Genomic DNA, 20,562 nt, shown 5'->3' with positions numbered 1-20,562 from the left:
TCTTGGAGTTCTTCGCGAGCAAGCTCGCTCCTACAAGGGAGGTGACCGCCGATCGTCCCGTATGAAAATAACCAGGAGGTCTCTATGTTGAATAAAAACAATAAGCTGCGACATAGCATTTCATTGGCCGCCGTACTGGCCCTCAGCGGTTTGAGCGCTTCGGCCTGGGCCGATGCGTATGAAGATGCCGCGAAAAAATGGATCGGCAGCGAGTTCAAACCGTCCACGCTCACCGAAGCCCAACAGCTTGAGGAGTTGAAGTGGTTTATCAAGGCCGCCGAACCCTTCCGTGGGATGAAGATCAACGTGGTGTCGGAAACCCTCACCACCCACGAGTATGAATCCAAGGTGCTGGCCAAGGCCTTCAGCGAAATCACCGGGATCAAGCTGACCCACGACCTGCTGCAGGAAGGCGACGTGGTGGAGAAGCTGCAAACCCAGATGCAATCGGACAAGAATATCTATGACGGCTGGGTCAACGACTCGGACCTGATCGGCACGCACTTTCGCTACGGCAAGACCGAATCCATCACCGACCTGATGGCCAACGAAGGCAAGGACTTCACCTCGCCGACTCTGGACCTAAAGGACTTTATCGGCCTGTCCTTTACCACCGCGCCGGACGGCAAAATCTACCAGCTGCCCGACCAGCAGTTCGCCAACCTCTACTGGTTCCGCGCCGACTGGTTCGAGCGCCCGGAGCTGAAAGCCAAGTTCAAGGAAAAATACGGTTACGACCTCGGCGTACCGGTGAACTGGTCGGCCTATGAAGACATCGCCAAATTCTTCAGCGAAGACGTCAAGGAAATCGACGGCAAGCGCGTCTATGGGCACATGGACTACGGCAAGAAAGACCCCTCCCTGGGCTGGCGCTTCACCGATGCCTGGTTCTCCATGGCCGGCGGCGGCGACAAGGGCCTGCCCAACGGCTTGCCGGTGGACGAGTGGGGCATTCGCGTGGAGGACTGCCACCCGGTGGGCTCCAGCGTGACCCGCGGCGGTGACACCAACGGCCCGGCGGCGGTGTTCGCCACGCAGAAATACGTGGACTGGATGAAGGCCTATGCGCCACCGGAAGCGGCGGGCATGACCTTCTCCGAATCCGGTCCGGTGCCGTCCCAGGGCAACATCGCCCAGCAGATATTCTGGTATACCGCGTTTACCGCCGACATGGTCAAGCCGGGCCTGCCGGTGGTGAACGCCGACGGTACGCCGAAATGGCGCATGGCGCCGTCGCCGGTCGGGCCGTACTGGGAGAAGGGCATGAAGAAGGGCTATCAGGACGTGGGTTCCTGGACCTTCCTCAAGTCCACGCCGGAGAAACAGAAACTCGCGGCCTGGCTCTACGCGCAGTTCGTCACCTCCAAAACCGTATCCTTGAAGAAAACCATCGTCGGCCTGACGCCGATTCGGGAGTCTGACATCAACTCCCAGGCCATGACCGACATGGCCCCCAAACTCGGTGGCCTGGTGGAGTTCTACCGCAGCCCGGCCCGCACCGAGTGGTCGCCGACCGGCACCAACGTGCCCGACTACCCGCGCCTGGCGCAACTGTGGTGGAGCAACATCGCCGCCGCCGCCAGCGGCGAGAAAACCCCGCAACAGGCGCTGGACAACCTGGCCAAGGAGCAGGACGCGATCATGACGCGCCTGGAACGCTCCAAGGTACAACCGGTGTGCGGCCCGAAAATGAACCCCGAGCGTGACGCGCAATACTGGTTCGACCAGCCTGGCGCGCCGAAACCGAAACTGGCCAACGAGAAGCCCAAAGGCGAGACCGTGAACTACAACGACCTGCTCAAGCAGTGGGAGGCGGCGCGTAAATAACAACGCAGCACTCAGGATGTAAGAAATGTGGGAGGGGGCTTGCCCCCGATAGCGGTGTGTCAGTGACGAATTCATTGACTGATCCACTGCTATCGGGGGCAAGCCTCCTCCCACATTTGCATTCTGCACACCTACCGCTTATCCCCCCTTTAACAACCTGATTTGAATTTTTCGCACGCTCCGAGGCTCTGCATTCTATAGGCGCGTGGTTCAAGCGCTTTTGCGGGGTCGCCTTGCAGGCTGGCCCGTTGTAACGGACTTTGCGGAAACTGCCACCATGACACTCCTCACAGCGCTGTCGGGCCAACCGGCCTCTGTCACAGACTCGGCCCAGGGCCGCCATCAACGGGTCTACCAACAGCTGTACGGTGAAGCTGCGGATGCCACGCAAGTGGCGCGCGACTACCTGCAGGATCAATTGGCGCAGGTGGAAGGCACCATCAGCGACCTGCCCGAGGTGCCCGAACAGCTGCTGGCCTGGGTCGAACAGCGCTGCGCCGCCGTGGCCGAGGCCTACGCCGAGTATCTGGAGCAACGCCAGCAAGGCCGGCCGCGCCGCTATTTCCAGAACAAGGCGCACGCGTTGTATGTGCTGCAACGCGTGGCCCCGACCAAACAGGTCGATGGCGCCTGGCTCTACGGCCTGCTGCGCTATTGGCAAGACCAGCGCTTCGACGGCCTGCTGACCACCTACCTCGAAGAGCTGGGTGACGGCGAAGCCGCACAGAATCATGTAGTGATCTATCGCAAGCTGCTCAGCGAGCACGATGCCGACAGCGAGGCGGGGCTTGAGGACGGCCACTATCTGCAAGGTGCATTGCAACTGGCCTTGGGCCTGTGCGCGGAAGAGTTCCTGCCGGAAATCATCGGCTACAACCTGGGTTACGAGCAGTTGCCGCTGCACCTGCTGATCACGGCTTACGAACTGAGCGAGCTGGGCATCGACCCCTATTACTTCACCCTGCACGTGACCATCGACAACGCCAGCAGCGGCCACGCCAGCAAAGCCGCGCAGTCGGTGTTGAACCTGCTGCCGCTGGGTGAGGGCAGGGCAGACTTCTACCGTCGCGTCGCCGCCGGCTATCGCCTCAACGACCTCGGCCCAGGCACCGCGGCGGTCATCGAGAGTTTTGATCTGCAAGAGGAAGTGGTGGCCATGCTCGAACGCAAGCGCACCTTTGGCCAGCATATGCATTCGGACTACTGCCGCTTCGAAGGCAAGACCGTCAACCAATGGCTGGCCAAGCCTGGGCAGATCGCTGATTTTCTTAAGGCCATGGAAGAAAAGGGTTGGATCAAGCGCAACCAGGACCCCGCCGAGAGCCGCTTCTGGCAGTTGATCGAAGGAGCGGGCGCCGCGATGTTCGGTGTGTTCAGCGGTTATGAAAAACAGGTGTTGCATGACTGGATCGCCGGAGACTGGATCGGCACCCAGCGCGTGGCGCCGGTACGACCAGGGCGTGGCAGCCGTTTCAGCCGCGAACAGCACCGTCCGGCTGATCCGGATACCCAGGCCCTCGTCGAATCACTCTGGAGCCTGCCCGATGAGCAGCAGCCGGGTGCGCTGATCCCATGGATGTCGGCGCGGCGCCATTGCAGCCCCGCCGGGTTGTACGCCACCCGTCGCTTTATCCAACTGCGCGCGCGCCTGCGCTAAGGAATCTCCATGTCTGCACAACAACTGGCCGATCGTGCCCTGCTGAACCTCGGGCGACGCTTGAAGGAGAGCGGCTATCGTTTTATCACCCCCACGCCGCTGACCCACGAGCGCGTGTACCGGCGCCTCGCGACCCCCCTGGCGATGAACCTGCGCGACGTGTTCGGCTGGTCCATGCCGTTCGACAACGACCTGCTGCCCGAGGCATTTCATCAAGAGTTGCAACAGGCCGAAGTGATTGAAAAACACGATGCGCTGTGGCGCAGCAGCGTGCGTTGGTCGAGCCTGGAGGGCCTGTTGTTTGCCCATTCGCCTTATCCCACCGTCGAGGCGGATGCAGTATTTTTCGGCCCCGACAGCTATCGATTCGCCCAAGTGATCGAGGCCTGTCTGCAGCAGCGCTTCGAGCCGCTCAAACGCGCGGTGGACATCGGCTGCGGGGCGGGTGTCGGTGCGCTGGTCGTTGCCCAGGCACGCCACGATGCCGAGGTGCTGGCGGTGGATATCAACCCACGCGCGCTGCGCCTGACTGCAGTGAATGCCGAGCTGGCAGGCCTGACGAATGTGAGCGTTTACCAGAGTGACGTGCTGACCAGCGTCGAGGGCGAATTCGACCTGATCGTCGCCAACCCGCCGTACATGAATGACGACCGCCAGCGCGCCTATCGCCATGGCGGTGGGGCGTTGGGCGAACAGCTGTCGGTGCGCATCGTCAGCGAATCTCTCGGGCGCCTGGCCGTGAACGGTAGCCTGGTGTTGTACACCGGCGTGGCCATGGTGGCCGGCGGCGATCCATTCCTGGAGGCCGTCAAGCCATTGCTGGCCAGCGATGTCTATGGCTGGACCTACCGTGAGCTGGACCCGGACGTATTCGGTGAAGAGCTCGATAAACCCGGGTATGAACGCGTCGAGCGGATTGCCGTGGTTGCGCTTACTGTCACTCGCCTGCGCTGACGGCTGGCGGCGACCATTTATCGGTTGCCCCGCAGGTTGAGGGAACACCCTCCCAAGGTGCGTGCCCTTAATTATTGAGACCCAACTACAGGAGTGCAGCGCATGCGCGCGATGACCTACCAAGGCGCCCATAAAGTGCAGGTCGATACCGTACCTGACCCGATTATCGAGCAACCCGACGACATCATTCTGCGCGTCACCGCCACCGCGATCTGCGGCTCGGACCTGCACCTGTACCGGGGCAAGATTCCGACGGTGGAGCACGGCGATATCTTCGGGCATGAGTTTATGGGCATCGTCGAAGAAACCGGTCCGGCGGTCACGGCGGTGCAGCGCGGTGACCGCGTGGTGATTCCCTTCGTGATTGCCTGCGGTGATTGTTTTTTCTGCCAGTTGCAGCAGTACGCCGCCTGTGAAACCACCAATGACGGACGCGGCGCAATTCTGAATAAAAAGGCGATTCCCCCGGGTGCCGCGTTGTTCGGCTACAGCCGCCTGTACGGTGGCATTCCCGGTGGCCAGGCCGAACTGGTGCGGGTGCCCAAGGCCAACGCCGGACCGTTCAAGGTGCCCGGCGTGCTGGCGGATGAAAAGGTGCTGTTCCTCTCCGACATCCTGCCCACGGCCTGGCAGGCGGTGACCAATGCCGGTATCGGCAAAGGCTCCAGCGTGGCGATCTATGGCGCAGGCCCCGTGGGGTTGCTCAGCGCGGCGTGTGCGCAGATGCTCGGCGCCGAACGGATTTTCATGGTCGACGACCATCCCTATCGACTGGCCTATGCACAAAAGATGTACGGCGTTATCCCGATCAATTTTGAAGAGGACGACGACCCGGCCGACACCATCATCCGCCAGACCGCCGGTATGCGCGGCGTCGATGGCGTGGTGGATGCGGTGGGTTTCGAAGCCAAGGGCAGCACCACCGAAACCATCCTTACCACCTTGAAGATCGAAGGCAGCAGCGGCAAGGCCCTGCGCCAGTGCATCGCGGCCGTGCGCCGTGGCGGGGTGGTCAGCGTAGCCGGGGTGTATGCCGGCTTTATCCATGGCTTCATGTTCGGTGACGCGTTCGACAAGGGATTGACCTTCAAGATGGGTCAGACCCACGTGCAGCGCTTCCTGCCGGAATTACTTGAGCACATTGAGCTTGGACACCTGAATCCCGAGGCCATCGTTACCCATCGACTGTCTCTGGAACAGGCCGCGCGGGGCTATGAACTGTTTGATAAAGCCGAGGAAGAGTGCCGCAAGGTGATCCTGCTGCCGGGGATCAGTGATCGGCCGTTGACCGAGCCGCTGGAAGAACTGTCTCCCGAGCTCCGGATGCAAGGCGTTCCCGGTTTTTAATCTGCCAATACAAAACCAATGTGGGAGGGGGCTTGCCCCCGATTGCGGTGAGCCAGCTAAGCATTGGTTGGCTGACACACTGCTATCGGGGGCAAGCCCCCTCCCACATTTGAAGTGTGTTCAAGTCAATGCTTGTGGCTGAATGTGCAATTGGCCATCGACATCCTTGACCAATCCGCTGGCCAACAGCAGTGGCGCCACGCGCTTGTGCAACGGCGGCTCGACAAATTCTTTCACCGTCTCCAGCGCCAACACACCGCTGAGCGGCAACTCGGCCTTGGTGTACGACAACCAGGCCTTCTTCAGCACCATCAGCACATCGCTGCCTGCCGTGGCGGCGAAGCGGCGGTGGGTGGGGTTGCCGTCGAAATTGAACGTGTGCTGGAAGCCGTAGCCGGTTTCATCGCCACCAGTGGCACTGCAGCGTATGCAGGTGCACGGGCCATCGCCAAACGCGCTGCGCAGGTAGGCGTTGAAGTCCACCACGGGTTTGAGTGACAGGCGCTTATCGACCTCGAACAGGTCTCCGGTCATTTTTTCGTCAGTGTCCAACGTCTATTCCTCGCAAGTCGGTAGCAGTGCTCCAAAGCGCGGAACAATACCAGCCGAGCGCGTGTTTGGGGATTTTTTGCCTTTAACGGGCGAGCGGTCAGCGGAAAAATTCTCCCGGCGTGGTATCAAATTGCTGGCGAAAGGCGTTTATAAACGCCGACGTCGAGTCATAACCACAGCCCAGCGCCACATCCGTCACCCGCTCGCCTTGCTCCAGGGCGGGCAGGGCGCTCAGCAGGCGCAGGCGTTGGCGCCACGCGCGGAAGGTCAGCCCGGTGTCACTCAGAAACAAACGGCTGAGGGTTTTTTCGCTGACCCCCAGCTTTTGGCTCCAGTGCCCCAGCGTGGTCTGCTGCTCCGGATGCAGGTTCAGGCTGCGGTAGATCTGGCGCAAGCGGGCGTCATGGGGCAGGGGCAGCATCAAATCCACCTGGGGCGCGGCGGCGAGCTGGTCCAGGAGTACCTGGGCCAGGCGCCCGTCCGGGCCATCCTCGGCGTATTCCACCGGCCGTTCGCTGAAGCTGCGGATCAGCTCGCGCAACAGGCTGCTCACCGCCAGCACATGACAATGCCCGGCCGCCCACGCCGTGACGCTGCAATCGAGGTACAGGCTGCGCATTTCGGTGTGGGGCGCGCTGTAGACGCGGTGCGGCACGCCCGCCGGAATCCACACCGCACGCTGGGGCGGGGCGACGAAGCGGCCGGCACTGGTCTGGATCTCCAGCACCCCGGAAATCGCATAGGACAACTGCACCCACGGATGGCTGTGCCGGCGCGTCAGTGCGCGATTGGGCAGCGATTCGGTGCGCCCATACACAGGTCGTGGCAGGCTGGACAGCCCCGGGACCGTGCGTCGCACGGTTTTGTCCTGTCCTTTAGGCGGCATTTACTGGCTCATTGGCGTTAGTCGGTAATAGATCGTTACGTTAGAGTCGCTCCATGCGCTTGGCAACCCCTGGAAGATTTGCTTATGACCCGTCCGCGTTTCCTGCCCGACAACTTCACCCTGACCCTGATCGCCACGGTGATTCTCGCCTCCCTGCTGCCGGCCAGCGGCCAGACCGCCGTGGCCTTCGGCTGGGTCACCAACCTCGCCATCGCGCTGCTGTTTTTCCTGCACGGCGCCAAGCTGTCCCGCCAGGCCATCGTCGCCGGAGCGGGGCACTGGCGTCTGCACCTGCTGGTGTTCAGCCTGACCTTCGTGCTGTTCCCGCTGCTGGGGCTGGCGCTCAAGCCCGCGCTGTCGCCGCTGATCGGCAACGACCTGTACATGGGCATGCTCTACCTCTGCGCGCTGCCGGCCACCGTGCAATCGGCGATTGCCTTCACCTCCCTTGCGCGCGGCAACATCCCGGCGGCTATCTGCAGCGCGGCGGCCTCAAGCCTGTTCGGCATCTTCCTCACGCCGTTGCTGGTGACCTTGCTGCTCAATGTGCACGGCGATGGCGGCTCCACCGTCGATGCGATCCTGAAGATCAGCGTGCAGTTGCTGCTTCCGTTCGTCGCCGGCCAGATTGCCCGGCGCTGGATCGGTGACTGGGTCGGCCGCAACAAATCCTGGCTCAAGTTCGTCGACCAGGGCTCAATCCTGCTGGTGGTCTACGGCGCCTTCAGCGAGGCGGTCAATGAAGGTATCTGGCACCAGATTCCGCTGTGGGAATTGGGCGGCCTGGTGCTGGCGTGCTGCGTCCTGCTGGCGCTGGTGCTGATGGCGTCCTTGCTGCTGGGCAAGGCGTTCGGCTTCAACCAGGAAGACCGCATCACCATCCTGTTCTGCGGCTCGAAGAAAAGCCTGGCCACTGGCGTGCCGATGGCCCAGGTGTTGTTTGCCGGGGCAACCATGGGCGTGCTGATCCTGCCGCTGATGCTGTTTCATCAGATCCAGCTAATGGTGTGCGCCGCGTTGGCCCAGCGCTATGCCAGGCGGCCGGAAAGCATTCCCGAGTTGATGACGCAGGTGGATCCGTGAGACAGGGCTCATCAGGCCAATTCACCTAGTGTTTAGGCAGACGCGCTGACCTGCCACGCGATAACCGGGCAGGATCAGGGCCAACAGCGCCGCGAGAAACCTATAGAATGCTCAACGGCCCCGCGTGTCCTGCGCGGCCGTTTGATCACTGTCAGAGTACCTCGCCCTTCAATGAGCCTTTCAGCCGCAACCCCCCAAGCCAATTGGCAACCGGTCATCGCCCTGGCGTTGGCCGCGTTTGTGTTCAATACCACCGAGTTCGTGCCGGTCGGCCTGCTCAGCGCCATTGGCGCCAGCTTTGACATGCCCGTGGCCAGCGTCGGCCTGATGCTGACCATCTATGCGTGGATCGTGTCGCTGACGTCGCTGCCGGTGATGCTGCTCACGCGCAACGTCGAGCGGCGCAAGTTGCTGATCGTGCTGTTCGGCCTGTTTATCGTCAGTCATATCCTGTCCAGCGTGGCCACCAGTTTCGGCCTGCTGATGGTCAGCCGGATCGGCATCGCCCTGGCCCATGCGCTGTTCTGGTCGATCACCGCATCCCTGGCGGTGCGCCTGGCGCCACAGGGCAAGCAGGTGCAGGCCCTGGGCCTGCTCGCCACCGGTACGTCCCTGGCGATGGTGCTGGGTATCCCCCTGGGCCGCCTGCTGGGCGAGGCCATGGGCTGGCGCACCACCTTCCTGGTGATTGCCGCATTCGCCGCTGCGCTGGTGCTCTGGCTGGCGCGCACCTTGCCACCGTTGCCGAGCCAGAACTCCGGCTCCCTGCGCAGCCTGCCGCTGCTGTTCAAGCGCCCGGCACTGGTGGCGCTCTACGTGCTGACCGCGATGACCGTTACCGCGCAATTCACCGCCTACAGCTACATCGAGCCCTTCGTCGAAGGCGTCGCCGGTCTGGGGGGCAGCGCGGTCACCCTGATCCTGCTGGTATTCGGCGGCGCCGGCATCATCGGCTCGCTGCTGTTCAGCCTGGTGCATCGCTTCAACCCGCACGTCTTCGTGGTCAGCAGCGTGTTCCTGCTTGCGGCCTGCCTGGCGCTGATGTTGCCGTTGAGCGGCGCCGAGTCCTACCTGGTGGGCCTGAGTGTGTTCTGGGGCATGGCGATCATGGGCTTCGGCCTGGCGATGCAGTCCAAAGTGCTGGTGCTGGCACCCGACGCCACCGACGTGGCCATGGCGATGTTCTCCGGCATCTACAACATCGGCATCGGCGGCGGTGCATTGATGGGCAGCTGGGTCGGCAGCCACTTCGGCTTCGCCTGGATCGGCGCGGCGGGCGGGTTGCTGGCGGCGCTGGCATTGGTGGGGTATTGCCTGGCGATTCGGCGGTTTGGCACGGGGGTGGTGCAGCGCTGAAGCGACGGTTACCTATCGGTCCAAATGTGGGAGGGGGCTTGCCCCCGATGGCGGTGTGTCAGTCACTGATGCACTTACTGACTCTCCCTCATCGGGGCATAGATATCTACACAACTTTGTAGGCCATAGAAGCGTGCGGTAACCACGATGCGAAGCGAGCCGCTTTTGATCTGCTTTTGATCTTAGGCGCCCCGTTAAACCACGCTGGCCGAACGCAGGCTTGAATCCGTGGGCAACCCGGCAGGACGCCGGGTTAGCCGCACTGGGCCATGGATGGCCCATTGCGGCGGCCCACGGATTTAAGCCTGCGTTCGGGCACACCGAGCCTGGGCGAGGTGCCGAGTGGTGGGGCAAGAGCGTTTTGCTTACTTTTGCGCTTTTCAAAAGTGAGCCGCTGTAAAAGCGGAACCCTAAGTAGCCGTTACCGCAGAAACGGATATGTACTCGGTCTGATCCAGCATCCTGGTCAGTCCTGAGGCCGCCATCGGGGGCAAGCCCCCTCCCACACAAAACCAACAGCGTATCCAACGGCGCTACAGATCTGGATAGTTGGCCCCCAGTGGCACAAGCAGACGCCGGATATTGCTGATCCCGCGCGCGACTAAAACCGGACAATTCCTACACGAACCATCAATACCCATTGCTACCGTCTCGCGGGACCGCCCACCTCCCGTGGTGACGGCACGTGAACAGCAATGGAGTCGATTGTGCAAAAGCGTTTGATCGCGGAGCTTCTGGGGACCTTCTGGCTGACTTTCTGCGGGTGTGGCAGTGCCATTCTGGCGGCGGCTTTTCCACAGTTGGGTATTGGTTTTGCCGGGGTGTCGCTGGCGTTTGGTCTGACGGTATTGACCATGGCCTATGCCGTGGGCGGTATCAGCGGCGGGCATTTCAACCCGGCGGTGACCATTGGCCTGTGGGCCGGGCGTCGTGTGTGCGGTGCGGATGTGCTGCCTTACATCGCGGCGCAGGTCAGCGGGGCCATTGTGGCTGCCGCGGCACTTTACTTGATCGCCAACGGCCAGCCCGATTTCACCGTGGGTGGTTTTGCCGCCAACGGTTACGGCCCCCTGAGCCCAGGCCTCTTTGACCTGAAGGCCGCACTGTTGGCTGAACTGATCGCCACGTTCTTCTTCGTATTCATCATTATGCGTGTGACTGCACCGGGGGCTGCTCCGGGCTTTGCGCCAATTGCCATTGGCCTGGCGCTGACCTTGATTCACTTGGTGCTGATCCCGGTGACCAATACGTCGGTCAACCCGGCACGCAGCACCGGGCCAGCATTATTTGCCGCAGGTGAGTACCTTTCGCAGCTCTGGGTGTTCTGGCTGGCGCCGATTGTTGGCGGGGTTTTGGGGGCATTGGCAGCTCGCACATTGGGCGAGCAAAAGTCGGCTTGATGCCTTATACGGTGGCGAGTGGGTTGCTCTCCACTGTAGGAGCGAGCTTGCTCGCGAAGAACTCACAGACACCGCGTTCATCCAGGATGCACGCGTTATCGTTGACGTTTTTCGCGAGCAAGCTCGCTCCTACAGTGCAAGGCAATCTCCCTCGCCTAAGGAACCGTGCAACACCGAAGCCTATGGCGGTAGAGGCATCACAGCGCAGCCAGTACCTTTTCGAGTTGTTCCTGGTCACGCGCAAACTGGCGGATGCCTTCGGCGAGTTTTTCGGTGGCCATCGCATCTTCGTTGGAGGCCCAGCGAAACTGCGCCTCGTTGATGGACTGGCGCGCTTCGCCGGCGGCACCGGGCACCAGTTTACGATCGAGGGTGCCCTGGTCTTCATCGAGTTTTTGCAGCAACTCGGGGCTGATGGTCAAGCGATCACAGCCCGCCAGCTGTTCGATCTGGCTGAGGGTGCGGAAGCTGGCGCCCATGACCACCGTCTTAATGCCGTTGGCCTTGTAGTAGTTGTAGATCCGCGTCACCGATTGCACGCCCGGATCGTCCGCGCCGGTGTAGTCCAGGCCGGTGTGCTTGCGGTACCAGTCGTAGATGCGGCCCACGAACGGTGAAATCAGAAACACACCGGCATCGGCGCAGGCCTGGGCCTGGGCGAAAGAGAACAGTAGGGTCAGGTTGGTCTGGATGCCGGCTTTTTCCAGGCGTTCGGCGGTGCGGATACCTTCCCAGGTGGACGCCAGTTTGATCAGCACGCGGTCGCGACCGACGCCGGCCTGGTCGTAAAGCGCGATCAACTGATTGGCCTTGGCCCACAGCGCGTCTTCATCGAAGGACAACCGTGCATCGACCTCGGTGGAGATGCGTCCCGGAATCACCTTGAGAATGCCGCAGCCCACCGCCACGGAAAACTGATCGCAGGCCAGGCCCAGGTCGCCTTTGGACAGGTCGAGCGCGTTGCGCAGGATGTCGCCGTAATGCTCGATGGCCGAGGCCTTGAGCAGCAGGGAAGGGTTGGTGGTGGCGTCCACCGGGCGCAGACGGCTGATGGCTTCCAGGTCGCCGGTGTCGCAGACCACGGTAGTGAATTGCTTGAGTTGTTCGAGTTTGGATGTCATGAGCGGCGGTCTCCAAAAAAGGGTTATCGGTTGAGGGCCTGGGCGGTGTCGAGGTCGGTCACCAGGATGTCGAGGTAGCCGCCGGTGAGCGCGCCACGAATCGCCTGGACCTTGTTCAGCCCGCCGGCCAGGCCGAGCACGCGCTGGATGTTGCGCAGTTTGGGCAGCGCCACCGACACCACGAATTCCTCATCTTCCTCCAGCACCGGCTTGCCCTGGGCATCGAAGTAACGCAGGCAGATATCGCCCACCGCGCCACGCTCGGCCAACAGGCGCAGCATGTCCTCGGTGTAGTAGTTGCCGCTGTTGCGCAGCAGTTGCGAAGGCTCCAGCTCACCGATGCCGACGATCGCCAGGGTGATGCTGTCAAAGCGTTGCAGCACCTCCTTGACCTCTTCCATCTGCACGATGCGCTGCTTGCTCTGCACCGATTGCTCGATGCTTTGCGAGGGCAGCAGGTACGCCGGGCAATTGAGCAGGGTCGCCAGGCGTTGGGTGAGCAGGGTGGCTTCGAACGCGCCTTTATGGCCGACCCCGCCCAACAGTTGTACCACTTCCTCGGCGCCTTGTTTACCCGGTTGGGCATGCAGATGGCCGACCATGGCGCGAATGGTGCTGCTCCACGACGAAATGCCGATGCGGTCCTGGGGCGACAGGCTGGTCTCCAGGTAATGCGCGGCGGCCGAGCCGATGGCTTGCTTGATGCTTTCATCGTTGCCGGGCTGGGTGGCTTCCACCACGATCACCCGGCGCACGCCGTAGCGGCGTTGCAGTTGGGTTTCCAGCTCCAGGTGCAGGCCTTGCAGGCGCATCACGCTGATCTTCACCACACCCTCCGCCAGCGCGCGGCGCAGGGCGCGGCTGATAAAGGACTGGGACAGGTCCAGCTGCGTGGAAATTTCGGACTGCTTGAGCCCTTCTTCGTAATAGAGGCTCGCGATCTTGGTGATCAGGCGCTGTTCTTCGATCTGGCTCATGAAAGCCTCAGTGGTTGACTCAATGGCCGTGAGGATACCAAACCCTTACGACATGATCAGGCCGCCGTCGATATTGATCGCCTGGCCGGTCAGGTAGGCCGCGTCATCCGAGGCCAGGAACGCCACCAGCCCTGCGACATCCGAGGGTTTGCCGGCGCGGCGCAGCGGGATGTTCCTGACCCATTCGGCCATCAACTCGCCCTTGGCGTAGCGCTTTTCGTCGGTGCTGAGGATCTCGCCCCAGACGCGGTCGTTGTAGTCCCACATCTCGCTTTCGATGATGCCCGGGCAGAACGCATTGACCGTGATGTTATGCCGCGCCAGCTCCAGGGACAGGCTCTGGGTGATGCCGATCACGCCCATTTTGCTCGCGGCGTAGTGCGGCGTGTAGATAAAGCCCTGGCGGCCCTGGCCCGACGAGGTGTTGATCAAGCGTCCGCTGCCTTGCTTGACCATGTATTTGGCCGCCTCTCGGCAACCCAGCCACACCCCGGTGGTGTTGACCTGCAGCACCTTGTCGAAGTCGGCGCGGGGCATGGTGTCGTAGTGGTCGATGGTGATGATGCCGGCGTTCTGCACCGACACGTCGATACTGCCGAAGCGCGCGTGGCCTTCGCGGTAGAGCCGTTCGATATCGCTTTCGTTGGTGACATCGATTCCGAGGGCAAGGGTGCTCACGCCGTATTCCCGGGCCAACTGGTCGGCGGTGAAGGTCACGCGCTCCAGGTCGTTGGAGGCCAGCACCAGGTGGGCGCCTTCCTGGGCGAAGCGCTCGGCAATGCCGGCGCCGATGCCACGGCAGGCGCCGGTGATGACGATGGTTTTACCGCTGAATCGTTGCGACATGACGAACTCCTACCAGCACACAAAGCCGCCATCGACCAACAGGTCGACACCGGTGCAGAAAGACGACGCCTGGCTGACCAGGAAGATCGCCGGGCCGACCATTTCGTCCACGCTGGCCATGCGGCCCATGGGCGTGGTCTGTTCAAAGATCTTCACCTGATCGGCGACTTCCGGCCGCGAGTTCATCGGCGTGGCGGTGTAGCCGGGGCTGATGCAATTCACGCGCAGGCCCTTGTCGGCCCATTCCATCGCCAGGCTTTTGCTCAGGTGGATTACTCCGGCCTTGGAGGTGTTGTAGTGCGCCTGCAACAGGCCGCGGTTGACGATACTGCCGGACATGGAGGCGATGTTGACGATGGCGCCTTTGCCACGCGGCAGCATGACGGCAGCCTGGGCCTGGCAACTGAGGAAGATACCGGTGAGGTTGATGTCCAGGGTGGTTTGCCAGCGTTGCAGCTCCAGGTCCTCGGCGGCCTGGGCGTTGGCGATGCCGGCGCAGTTGACCGCCACGCTGAGCTCGCCCAGTTCGCTTTCGGTGCGCGCTACGGCCGCGTCCAGGGCAGCGCGTTCGGTGACGGTTCCGCTCAAGGCGAGGGCGCGGCGACCCAGGGCCTGGATGCGTTCGACGGTACTGGCGATGCCGGGACTGCCGGGCAGGTCAAAACAGGCGACATCGGCGCCGGCCTCGGCAAGCCCGACGGCGATGGCTTGGCCAATGCCGCTGCCGGCACCGGTGACAAAGGCGACTTGGTCCTGAAGACTGAAAAGTTGCATGGAAAACTCCGTTATTTGAAAGCGCCGCTATCCAATGTGGGAGGGGGCTTGCCCCCGATAGCAGTCTGTCAGTTGATAAATGGGGTGACGATACACAGCCATCGGGGGCAAGCCCCCTCCCACACTGGATCTTCGTTGTTTGTGGGTTATGCAGTGGCCATTTCCATCACTGACACTGGCGTGGCTTCGGCGCGCTCCAGGATCCCCATCTGCCGCCCCCGGCTCATCACCATCACCCGGTGGGACAAGCCCAATACTTCATCCAAATCCGAACTCACCACAATCACCGCCATGCCCTTGGCCGCGAGATCAGTGATCACCTCATAAATCGCCGCCCGCGCGCCCACGTCGATGCCGCGTGTCGGCTCATCGAGAATGAACACCTTGGGATTGCGCGCCAGCCATTTGGCGATGATCACTTTCTGCTGATTACCGCCGGACAAGCTGGAGATCCGCGATTGCGGCGCGCCTTTGACACCCAGGCGCGCCGCCGCCGTGCGCGCGAATTCACGCAGCGGGGCAGGGAACACCCAGCCGCGTTTGTCCAGCAGGTCGGTGTTGCCATAGATCAGGTTGTCTTCGATGCGATGTTCCACCACCACGCCTTGTTGCTTGCGGTCTTCGGGCACCAGCACCACACCGGCCTGGATCGCCTCGAATGGCGAGCGCAGTTGACGCACCTCGCCATCGAGCACCATGTGCCCGCGGATATCCTGGGCGGCGCCGGCAAGGGTGCGCACCAGTTCGGTCCGCCCGGCGCCGACCACGCCGGCAATGCCGAACACTTCACCGGCGCGCACGCTGAAGTCGATGCCGTGCAAGGCGAATTCGCGACAACTCAAATCCTTGACCTGAAGCATCACCTTTTCCTGCGGCGCCTGCAGCGCGGGGAAAATCCGCTCCAGGCTGCGCCCGACCATCTGTTCCACCAGCTCACGTACCGGCACTTGCGCAGTGGCATGCAGGGCGATCTGGCGACCGTCGCGCAGCACCAGCACACGGTCGGCAATGCGCGCGATTTCTTCCAGGCGATGGCTGATATAGATAAACGACACGCCCTCGGCCTTGAGCCGCTCCACCTGCTGGAACAACAACTCGGTTTCCTCGCCACCCAAGGCAGCGGTGGGTTCATCCAGGATCAACAAGCGCGCCTTGAGAGTCAGCGCCTTGGCGATTTCCACCAGTTGCTGGGCCGCCACGCTGAGGCCTTCGACCTTGCGCGACGCCGGTACCTTGAGCCCCAGGCGCTCCAACTGGATCTGCGCCTGGGCCTCCATGTACTCGCGGTCCACCCGCCCGTGACGCATGGGCAGGCGACCGACGAAGATATTCTCGGCAATCGACAGTTGCGGCAGCAGGCGGATTTCCTGGTGGATCAGGCCGATACCGGCGCTCAATGCGGCCCCCGGCGAACCCGGAGCGTAAGGCTCGCCGAGCCAGGTCATGCTGCCCCCGTCTTGCGGTTGCACCAAGCCTGCGATGATCGACGACAGAGTCGACTTGCCCGCGCCGTTTTCACCGAGCAGGGCCAACACTTCGCCGGGACGAATGTCGACGTTGATCTGCGACAGCACCTGCACCGGCCCGTAGGCCTTGCTGATATTGCGCAGGCACAGCACCGCATCGGCGGCTGTGTCCAGAGCTGCTGCGTGCATGACGACCTCCCAGGTTTACGGGTGCTGTTGCAGGAACGGCGCGACGTTGTCTTTGGTGGTCAGCACGGTGGGCAGCAGTTGTTCCTTGGGCACGTCTTTGCCGGCTTTGAGGTCGATGGCAGAGGCCACGGCCAGGCGCCCCATTTTCTGGGTCTGCTGGGTCATGGTTGCATTGAGCACGCCGCTGTCCACGGCCTTGAGCCCGGCGACGTCGCCGTCGAAGCCGACGATCACCACCTTGTGATCGAGGTTGCCGACCTTGACCGCTTGAGCGGCGCCCAACGCCATGGCATCGGCGCGGCCGAAGAACACGGTAATGTTCGGGTCACGCTGGAGCAGGTCCTGGGCCACGGCAAAACCTTTGTCCTGCGCCCATTCGGCAGGTTGCTGGGCCACCACCTTGAGGTCCGGGAAGGCTTTCAAGCCCTCTTCGAAACCCTTGGCACGATCGTTTTCCGGCGTGGTACCGATCTGGCCTTGCAGGATCGCGATGCGGCCTTTGCCGTCGGTGATCTTGCCGACGTATTCGGCCAGGGTCTTGGCGCCGGCCACGCTGTCGCTGGCGATGAAGGTATCGCCCGGTGCGTCGGGGGCGTTGCGGTCCACGGCGATTACCGGAATACCGGCGGCCTTGGCGGCTTTCACCGGTACACCGGCGGCGGTGGCGCCGGCCGGAATGTAGATCAGCACGTCGATCTGGCGGGTGATCAGGTCTTCAATCTGGCTGACCTGAGTGGAGGAGTTGCCCTGGGCGTCCACGGTGATCACCTTGATCCCCTTGGCCTTGCCCTCGGCTTCCACCGATTGCTTGATCTGGTTGAAGAAGTCGGCCTGCAGGTTGGCCACGGCCAGGCCAATGGTCAAATCCTTGGCCCAGGTGGTGCCGGTGGCGGTGAGGGTCGCGGCCGCCAGCGCGGTGGCGATAAGCAGTTTCTTGGGGCTGAACATGTCGGTGACTCCTGGTTTTATTGTTGGAGGGTGTCAACTGTCGAACAGGTTTAACGGGCAGTGCTGGAGCGGCGTCGCAAGGTATCGATGGTGACGGCGAGGGCGATGACCACGCCGATCACCACTTGTTGGATAAAGGGCGAGACCCCCAGCAGGTTGAGGCCATTGCGCAACACGCCAATGATCAGCACGCCCACCAGGGTGCCGCCGATGCTGCCCACACCGCCGCTGAGGCTGGCGCCGCCAATCACCACGGCGGCGATGGCGTCCAGTTCCAGGCTCAAACCCGCACTGGGTTGCGACGAGTCCAGGCGCGCGGCCAGGGTCACGGCGGCTATCCCCGCGAGGGCGCCGCTGATGGCGTACACCCACAAGGTAATTGCGCGCACCTTGATGCCCGACAGGCGCGCCACTTCCGGGCTGCCGCCCATGGCGTAGAGGTTGCGGCCACCGGCGCGAAAGCGCAGGAACACCCAGGCCACCAGCAGCATCACCAGGAACAGCCCGACAGTGGCCGACAAAAAGCCGAAATGCCGCACCGTGGCCAGACTGGTGAACCACTCTGGAAAACCGACGACCTGCCGGCCTTCGGTAAGGATATTCGCCAGACCGCGCGCCACCGACATCATGGTCAGCGTTGCAATGAAGGGTGGCAGCTTGGCGTAGGTGATCAGCCCGCCGGACACCAGCCCGGCCAGCATGCCGGTGGCGATCGAGATCGGAATCGCCAGGCCCAGCGGCACGGCCTGATCCTGATAGAGCCAGCCGAGCATCATCATCGAGAACGCCAGCACCGACCCCACTGACAGGTCGATACCGCCAATTACGATCACCGCCGTCATGCCAATCGCCAGGATGCCCAGCACCGTGACCTGATCAAGAATGTTCAGGCCATTGCGCAGGGAGAAGAAGAATTCGGAGCTGAAGGAGAAGACCAGCACCAGCAGTACAAGCCCTATCAATGGGCCGCCGATATTGCTGGGCAGCAGTTTCACCAGCCGGGGGCGGGGTGGCGGCTTGAGTTCGTCCGGGTGCTGGACAATGGCTTTGGCGTCCACAGTGTTCTCCTGAGTTATTTTTTTTGGAGTGCTTCAGGTTGTCTGAATATTTATGCGAGCCTGACTGTTAATTCAGATTCCAGTGACACCGTGGCAAAGTCAAGCGCTTAATTTTTCAGGCAGGCCTCTAAAACGCCGTTTCAACGGCGTGCAAAGCCCCGGTGTAGACCGGCCCCTGTGGGATTTTGCCCGTCTGTCCGAGTGATATTTCTTCGGCTTTTTTCATTTTTACACCGATCGCTCACTTGACCGCGCGGAAGATCGGCGTCTAAATAGAAATATATTGTCAATGCTGAATAAATATTCAAACACAGCTTTCGGCACTTTTATCTCACGTGGTCAGCCCCACAGGAGCCGCTGCATGAATGCCTTCCAGTACGACGCCCACCAGATCAAGGAACAGGCCCGCCTGATCCGCCGCCATGTGATCCGCCTGAACGCCGATTCACCGGCCGGTGGCCACACCGGGGCCGACCTGTCCGAAACCGATATCCTCGCCACCCTGTATTTCCGCATCCTCAACACCGGCCCGGAACGCACCGAAGATCCCGAGCGCGATATCTATATCCAGAGCAAGGGCCACGGCGTCGGCGGCTTGTATTGCTGCCTGGCACAGGCAGGCTACATCCCCGAGGCGTGGTTGCCGACCTATCAACACTTCAACTCCCACTTGCCCGGCCACCCCGTGCGCCAGAAAACCCCCGGCATCGAACTCAACACCGGTGCCCTCGGCCACGGTTTGCCGGTGGCGGTGGGGCTGGCCTTGGCGGCGAAAATGTCCGGCAGCAAAAAGCGCATCTACGTGCTGACCGGCGACGGCGAACTGGCCGAAGGTTCCAACTGGGAAGCGGCGATGGCGGCCGCCAAGTACGGGCTGGATAACCTGTTTGTGATCGTCGACAAGAACAAACTGCAACTGGCGGGATTGACCGCCGAGATCATGCCGCTCGACCCGCTTGACGTGAAATGGGCCGCCTTCGGCTTCAGCGTCAGCGAGTGCGACGGCAACGATGTGAGCCAGTTGATCGAAGCCCTGGAACATATGCAGACCCGCACCGGCGCGCCCCAGGTGCTGATCGCCCACACCATCAAAGGCAAGGGCGTGTCGTTTATCGAAGCCCGCCCCGAATGGCACCACCGCGTGCCCAAGGGTGATGAAATCAACGCAGCACTGGAGGAGTTGAACCATGGCGAGTGAACATTTGGCGAGTGTCATGGTGCAGGCCTTTATTGACGCGGTTGACGCCGGGCTGGACGTGGTGCCGGTGGTCAGCGACTCCACCTCCACGGCCAAGATCGGTCCGTTTGCCCAGCGTTTTCCCGAGCGCTTGATCAACGTCGGCATTGCCGAGCAGTCGCTGGTCAGCGTCGCGGCCGGGCTGGCCCTGGGCGGAAAGATCGCCGCCACCTGCAACGCCGCGCCGTTTCTGATCTCGCGCGCCAATGAGCAGATCAAGGTCGACGTCTGCTATAACCAGGCCAACGTCAAGATGTTCGGCCTCAACGCCGGCACCAGCTACGGCCCGCTGGCCAGCACTCACCACAGCCTCGACGACATTTCAGTGATGCGCGGGTTTGGCAATGTGCAGATCTTCGCCCCGGCGGATGCCCTGGAGTGCCGACAGATCGTCGATTACGCGCTGCGCTGCCACGGGCCGGTGTATATCCGTCTCGACGGCAAAGCCTTGCCGGACGTGCACGGCGCTGACTATCAATTCACCCCCGGCCAGGTAGATATCCTGCGTCAGGGCGCCGACCTGAGCATTGTGGCCCTGGGCTCGGTGGTGCATGAAGCGGTGGACGCGGCCAAGGTGTTGGCCGAGCAGGGCATCCACGCTCAGGTGATCAACCTGTCGTCGATCCGGCCCTTGCAGCGCGACGTGTTGCTCAGTGCCCTAAGCGGCACCCGCGCGGTCATCAGCGTGGAAGAACACAACATCAACGGCGGCGTCGGCAGCCTGGTGGCTGAAGTGCTGGCCGAGGCCGGGCTGGGTATTGCCTTGATCCGCCTGGGCATCGGCGATGGCGAATACGCCGCCGCCGGTGCGCGTGAACCGACACGAGCCTTGCATAACATCGATGCGGCTGGGATTGTGGCGGCTGCCACTCGGTTGCGGTGAA

The 20,562-nt window shown here is 62.3% G+C and carries 18 protein-coding genes; 9 read left to right on the top strand and 9 right to left on the bottom strand.

The window, feature by feature from the left end; genetic code table 11:
• Window positions 1–84 precede the first annotated feature (84 nt).
• The 4 genes from MRY17_RS14990 to MRY17_RS14975 all read left to right on the top strand — a co-directional run bounded on the left by MRY17_RS14990 (window position 85) and on the right by MRY17_RS14975 (window position 5,785).
• On the top strand, window positions 85–1,827 hold the full coding sequence (locus MRY17_RS14990) for an ABC transporter substrate-binding protein (protein WP_065933877.1): 1,743 nt from the start codon (window positions 85–87) through the stop codon (window positions 1,825–1,827).
• A gap of 277 nt (window positions 1,828–2,104) precedes the next feature.
• Window positions 2,105–3,484 carry an iron-containing redox enzyme family protein gene (locus tag MRY17_RS14985; protein ID WP_243352394.1) on the top strand — a complete coding sequence of 460 codons (1,380 nt, stop codon included), beginning with the start codon at window positions 2,105–2,107 and terminating at the stop codon, window positions 3,482–3,484.
• A gap of 9 nt (window positions 3,485–3,493) precedes the next feature.
• Entirely contained in the window at window positions 3,494–4,438 is a 945-nt protein-coding gene (locus MRY17_RS14980; RefSeq protein ID WP_181283818.1) for a methyltransferase, read from the top strand.
• Window positions 4,439–4,540: 102 nt separating this feature from the next.
• Complete coding sequence (locus MRY17_RS14975) at window positions 4,541–5,785, top strand: zinc-dependent alcohol dehydrogenase (protein WP_181283819.1); 1,245 nt, start codon at window positions 4,541–4,543, stop codon at window positions 5,783–5,785.
• A gap of 120 nt (window positions 5,786–5,905) precedes the next feature.
• Here the strand turns inward: MRY17_RS14975 and MRY17_RS14970 are convergent, their stop codons facing one another.
• Both MRY17_RS14970 and MRY17_RS14965 read right to left on the bottom strand, forming a co-directional pair.
• Complete coding sequence (locus tag MRY17_RS14970; protein WP_191956468.1) at window positions 5,906–6,337, bottom strand: hypothetical protein; 432 nt, start codon at window positions 6,335–6,337, stop codon at window positions 5,906–5,908.
• Between the two features lie 97 nt (window positions 6,338–6,434).
• Window positions 6,435–7,223: an AraC family transcriptional regulator gene (locus MRY17_RS14965; RefSeq protein ID WP_181283821.1), complete on the bottom strand. Its 789-nt coding sequence runs from the start codon at window positions 7,221–7,223 to the stop codon at window positions 6,435–6,437.
• A gap of 84 nt (window positions 7,224–7,307) precedes the next feature.
• On the opposite strand from MRY17_RS14965, the gene MRY17_RS14960 reads away from it, so the two are divergent.
• From MRY17_RS14960 to aqpZ, 3 genes are all read left to right on the top strand, one after another.
• Complete coding sequence (locus MRY17_RS14960; RefSeq protein ID WP_181283822.1) at window positions 7,308–8,306, top strand: bile acid:sodium symporter family protein; 999 nt, start codon at window positions 7,308–7,310, stop codon at window positions 8,304–8,306.
• Between the two features lie 171 nt (window positions 8,307–8,477).
• Complete coding sequence (locus MRY17_RS14955; protein ID WP_243352393.1) at window positions 8,478–9,662, top strand: sugar transporter; 1,185 nt, start codon at window positions 8,478–8,480, stop codon at window positions 9,660–9,662.
• A gap of 695 nt (window positions 9,663–10,357) precedes the next feature.
• Window positions 10,358–11,062, top strand: coding sequence for an aquaporin Z (gene aqpZ, locus MRY17_RS14950; RefSeq protein ID WP_191956470.1), 705 nt, complete (start codon window positions 10,358–10,360; stop codon window positions 11,060–11,062).
• Window positions 11,063–11,259: 197 nt separating this feature from the next.
• Here aqpZ and tal read toward each other — a convergent pair whose 3' ends face one another.
• The 7 genes from tal to MRY17_RS14915 all read right to left on the bottom strand — a co-directional run bounded on the left by tal (window position 11,260) and on the right by MRY17_RS14915 (window position 18,441).
• Window positions 11,260–12,183 (bottom strand): transaldolase, encoded by a 924-nt coding sequence (gene tal / locus MRY17_RS14945; protein WP_191951862.1) that lies wholly within the window; start codon window positions 12,181–12,183, stop codon window positions 11,260–11,262.
• Between the two features lie 23 nt (window positions 12,184–12,206).
• Window positions 12,207–13,160: a sugar-binding transcriptional regulator gene (locus tag MRY17_RS14940; protein WP_124358843.1), complete on the bottom strand. Its 954-nt coding sequence runs from the start codon at window positions 13,158–13,160 to the stop codon at window positions 12,207–12,209.
• Window positions 13,161–13,205: 45 nt separating this feature from the next.
• Window positions 13,206–14,006, bottom strand: a complete 801-nt coding sequence (locus MRY17_RS14935) for an SDR family oxidoreductase (protein ID WP_124432362.1) — start codon at window positions 14,004–14,006, stop codon at window positions 13,206–13,208.
• Window positions 14,007–14,015: 9 nt separating this feature from the next.
• Window positions 14,016–14,795 (bottom strand): SDR family oxidoreductase, encoded by a 780-nt coding sequence (locus MRY17_RS14930; RefSeq protein ID WP_279308387.1) that lies wholly within the window; start codon window positions 14,793–14,795, stop codon window positions 14,016–14,018.
• Window positions 14,796–14,926: 131 nt separating this feature from the next.
• The gene (locus MRY17_RS14925; protein ID WP_243352392.1) at window positions 14,927–16,435 is read right to left on the bottom strand and encodes a sugar ABC transporter ATP-binding protein; all 1,509 of its coding nucleotides are present in this window, start codon (window positions 16,433–16,435) and stop codon (window positions 14,927–14,929) included.
• 15 nt (window positions 16,436–16,450) lie between these two features.
• Window positions 16,451–17,383 carry a sugar ABC transporter substrate-binding protein gene (locus MRY17_RS14920; RefSeq protein WP_181284395.1) on the bottom strand — a complete coding sequence of 311 codons (933 nt, stop codon included), beginning with the start codon at window positions 17,381–17,383 and terminating at the stop codon, window positions 16,451–16,453.
• Window positions 17,384–17,433: 50 nt separating this feature from the next.
• The gene (locus tag MRY17_RS14915) at window positions 17,434–18,441 is read right to left on the bottom strand and encodes an ABC transporter permease (protein ID WP_191951859.1); all 1,008 of its coding nucleotides are present in this window, start codon (window positions 18,439–18,441) and stop codon (window positions 17,434–17,436) included.
• A 361-nt stretch (window positions 18,442–18,802) separates the two neighbouring features.
• Here MRY17_RS14915 and MRY17_RS14910 point away from each other — a divergent pair, with 361 nt between their 5' ends.
• A complete protein-coding gene (locus MRY17_RS14910; protein ID WP_191951858.1) occupies window positions 18,803–19,639 on the top strand; it encodes a transketolase in 837 nt (278 codons plus the stop codon).
• Window positions 19,629–20,561: a transketolase family protein gene (locus MRY17_RS14905; RefSeq protein ID WP_124358836.1), complete on the top strand. Its 933-nt coding sequence runs from the start codon at window positions 19,629–19,631 to the stop codon at window positions 20,559–20,561. The genes MRY17_RS14910 and MRY17_RS14905 overlap by 11 nt, the downstream gene beginning before the upstream one ends.
• Window position 20,562: the final 1 nt, after the last annotated feature.

The sequence above is a fragment of the Pseudomonas orientalis genome (assembly GCF_022807995.1).
In the GTDB taxonomy this organism is placed as follows: domain Bacteria; phylum Pseudomonadota; class Gammaproteobacteria; order Pseudomonadales; family Pseudomonadaceae; genus Aquipseudomonas; species Aquipseudomonas orientalis_B.
The sequence above is the reverse complement of the archived record's forward strand: the minus strand, read 5'-3'. Positions and strand labels throughout refer to the sequence as shown.

Bases quoted from the DNA above. Each gene is read 5' to 3' on its own strand.
- MRY17_RS14990 (WP_065933877.1), top strand. From the start codon at position 85: ATGTTGAATAAAAACAATAAGCTGCGACATAGCATTTCATTGGCCGCC.
- MRY17_RS14985 (WP_243352394.1), top strand. From the start codon at position 2,105: ATGACACTCCTCACAGCGCTGTCGGGCCAACCGGCCTCTGTCACAGAC.
- MRY17_RS14980 (WP_181283818.1), top strand. From the start codon at position 3,494: ATGTCTGCACAACAACTGGCCGATCGTGCCCTGCTGAACCTCGGGCGA.
- MRY17_RS14975 (WP_181283819.1), top strand. From the start codon at position 4,541: ATGCGCGCGATGACCTACCAAGGCGCCCATAAAGTGCAGGTCGATACC.
- MRY17_RS14965 (WP_181283821.1), bottom strand. From the start codon at position 7,223: ATGCCGCCTAAAGGACAGGACAAAACCGTGCGACGCACGGTCCCGGGG.
- MRY17_RS14960 (WP_181283822.1), top strand. From the start codon at position 7,308: ATGACCCGTCCGCGTTTCCTGCCCGACAACTTCACCCTGACCCTGATC.
- MRY17_RS14955 (WP_243352393.1), top strand. From the start codon at position 8,478: ATGAGCCTTTCAGCCGCAACCCCCCAAGCCAATTGGCAACCGGTCATC.
- aqpZ (WP_191956470.1), top strand. From the start codon at position 10,358: ATGGAGTCGATTGTGCAAAAGCGTTTGATCGCGGAGCTTCTGGGGACC.
- tal (WP_191951862.1), bottom strand. From the start codon at position 12,183: ATGACATCCAAACTCGAACAACTCAAGCAATTCACTACCGTGGTCTGC.
- MRY17_RS14940 (WP_124358843.1), bottom strand. From the start codon at position 13,160: ATGAGCCAGATCGAAGAACAGCGCCTGATCACCAAGATCGCGAGCCTC.
- MRY17_RS14935 (WP_124432362.1), bottom strand. From the start codon at position 14,006: ATGTCGCAACGATTCAGCGGTAAAACCATCGTCATCACCGGCGCCTGC.
- MRY17_RS14925 (WP_243352392.1), bottom strand. From the start codon at position 16,435: ATGCACGCAGCAGCTCTGGACACAGCCGCCGATGCGGTGCTGTGCCTG.
- MRY17_RS14920 (WP_181284395.1), bottom strand. From the start codon at position 17,383: ATGTTCAGCCCCAAGAAACTGCTTATCGCCACCGCGCTGGCGGCCGCG.
- MRY17_RS14910 (WP_191951858.1), top strand. From the start codon at position 18,803: ATGAATGCCTTCCAGTACGACGCCCACCAGATCAAGGAACAGGCCCGC.
- MRY17_RS14905 (WP_124358836.1), top strand. From the start codon at position 19,629: ATGGCGAGTGAACATTTGGCGAGTGTCATGGTGCAGGCCTTTATTGAC.